Origin of the sequence: Cellulomonas algicola, assembly GCF_003851725.1 — a bacterium.
Taxonomy (GTDB): domain Bacteria; phylum Actinomycetota; class Actinomycetes; order Actinomycetales; family Cellulomonadaceae; genus Cellulomonas; species Cellulomonas algicola.
The window spans coordinates 1-2,458 of sequence record NZ_BHYL01000466.1 but is presented as its reverse complement, the minus strand read 5'-3'; the positions used below and the strand labels follow the sequence as shown (position 1 = coordinate 2,458).

Here is a 2,458-nt window from a genome sequence, read left to right as displayed (position 1 = left end):
GCCGACGGCCCCGCCTCCCTCCGCCGGGGAGCGCGGGGCCGTCCTGGTCCGGCCGGGGCGTCAGGCGGGCGCGTCGCCCAGGGCCGCCGGCGGGGCCGCACCGGCCATCGAGTCGAGCTTCGCGAGGATCGCCTGCACCGGGAACCGCCGGCTGTCGAGCAGCTGCGCCCCGTTGTGGCGCAGCGTCGTCGCGAGCGGCGCCGCCCACACGTTCTCGAACAGGAGGACCGCCACCGAGTACCCGGGCAGGACGCGACGCGCCACGTCGCGCAGGTCGTCGTCGTCGAGCACGTCGTGCGTGACCCCGTGGAAGAGCGTCAGGTCGACGCCGCGCGCGGAGAGCTCCTCGACGTCCAGCACGGCGAAGGCGCCCTCGGCGTCCCGGCCGACCACGGTGAGGTCGAGGACGCGGATCACGCCGCGGTCCACGAGGTCCGTGAGGAGGGGGAAGGCGTCGCCTCGGAGACCACCCGGCGGGAACTCGACGACGACGTAGTCGATCGGGCCGGACTGCTCGAGGTCAACCATGGGTCCCGCACCTCGATCCGCGTCGCCCCGAGCGGGCGGCGGGCCTTCCGCGATCGATCGTAGGAGCGTGCACCGTCCCAGACAATCGTCCGCCTCGGCGGCACCGCGGGGGGTCCGCGCACCACACCCGACCCCGCCGGGAACGACGACGGCCCCGCGTCCCTGTCGGGAGCGCGGGGCCGTCGAGAGTGGTGCGGGCGTCAGACCGTCCGGCCGACCTCGCCGTCGCCGATCGGTCCGCCGGGCGTCGTCTTCTGCACCTGGAGCAGGAACTCGACGTTCGACTTGGTCTCGCGCAGCTTGCCGATGAGCAGCTCGATCGCCTGCTGCTGGTCGAGCGCCCCCATCACGCGGCGGAGCTTGTAGATGATCTTCAGCTCGTCCTGCGACATGAGGATCTCCTCGCGGCGCGTGCCCGACGCGTTGACGTCGACCGCCGGGAAGATCCGCTTGTCCGCGAGCGACCGGGAGAGCCGCAGCTCCATGTTCCCGGTGCCCTTGAACTCCTCGAAGATGACCTCGTCCATCTTGGAGCCGGTCTCGACGAGCGCGGACGCGAGGATCGTGAGCGAGCCGCCGTTCTCGATGTTGCGCGCGGCACCGAAGAAGCGCTTCGGCGGGTAGAGCGCCGAGGCGTCGACACCACCGGACAGGATGCGGCCCGATGCCGGCGCGGCCAGGTTGTACGCGCGCGACAGACGGGTCAGCGAGTCGAGCAGCACCACGACGTCCTGGCCGAGCTCGACCAGGCGCTTGGCGCGCTCGATCGCGAGCTCCGCGACGATCGTGTGGTCGGAGGCGGGGCGGTCGAACGTCGAGGCGATGACCTCGCCCTTGACCGTCCGCTCCATGTCTGTGACCTCCTCGGGGCGCTCGTCGACGAGCACGACCATGAGGTGGACCTCGGGGTTGTTCGCGGTGATCGCGTTCGCGATCTGCTGCATGATGATCGTCTTGCCCGCCTTGGGCGGCGCGACGATGAGGCCGCGCTGGCCCTTGCCGATGGGCGCGACGATGTCGATCACGCGGGGCGTCAGACGCGTCGGCTCGGTCTCGAGGCGCAGGCGCTCCTGCGGGTACAGCGGCGTGAGCTTGGTGAACTCGGGGCGGTCGCGCGCCTCCTCGGGCGCCATGCCGTTGACCGTGTCCAGCCGCACGAGCGCGTTGAACTTGCTCGGCCGGTTGCCCTGCGGCGGCTGCTCGCCCTCACGGGGCTGGCGGACCGCACCGGTGATCGCGTCGCCGCGGCGCAGGCCGGACTTCTTCACCTGGTTGAGCGACACGTACACGTCGCTCGCGCCGGGCAGGTAGCCGGTCGTGCGCACGAACGCGTACGAGTCCAGCACGTCGAGGATGCCCGCGACGGGCAGCAGGACGTCGTCCTCGGTGACCTCGATGTCGTCGAGGCCCGACACGTCGGGCTGGCCACCGCGGCCGCGGCGGCCCTTGCGGTCCCGGTCGCGGTAGCGGTCGCGCGAGCGACGGCGGCGACCGCCGCGCTCGTCGTCGTCCGGACCGAACTGGTCCCGGTTCTGGTTCTGGTTCTGGTTGCCCTGGCGGTTGCCGCCCTGCTGGCCCTGACCCTGCGGGGCCTGCTGCTGGCCGCCCTGCTGACGGTTCTCGTCGTCGCGGCGCTGGTCCTCGGGGGCACCCTGGCCCCGGCCGGAGCGGCGCGAGCGGCGCTCGCCCTGCACGGCGTCGGTCGCCCGAGCGGCACGGTCGTCACGCGACTCGGCCGGGGCGAGGCGCGCGTCGAGCGCGGCCTCCAGGCCGGCGAGCGCGTCCTGGCGCGGACGCTCCTGCTGCTCGCGGTCACCGCGCGGCTCCCGCTCGGCACGGGGCTCGCGCTCGGTGCGGGGCTCGCGCTCGGCACGCGGCTGGTCGTCGCCCTGCTCGCGGGCCTGCTCGCGCTCAGCGGCGGGTGCGGCGG

At 73.4% G+C, this 2,458-nt stretch carries 2 protein-coding genes; both read right to left on the bottom strand.

The features are described 5' to 3' along the window. Positions 1-60: 60 nt before the first annotated feature. The gene (locus CTKZ_RS20880; protein ID WP_124344686.1) at positions 61-528 is read right to left on the bottom strand and encodes a DUF6325 family protein; all 468 of its coding nucleotides are present in this window, start codon (positions 526-528) and stop codon (positions 61-63) included. Between the two features lie 200 nt (positions 529-728). Next, positions 729-2,458 (bottom strand): transcription termination factor Rho (gene rho, locus CTKZ_RS20875; protein WP_124344685.1); only part of this gene is annotated, 1,730 nt, incomplete at its 5' end.

Coding starts and splice junctions, on each gene's coding strand:
- CTKZ_RS20880 (WP_124344686.1), bottom strand. CDS start 528: ATGGTTGACCTCGAGCAGTCCGGCCCGATCGACTACGTCGTCGTCGAG.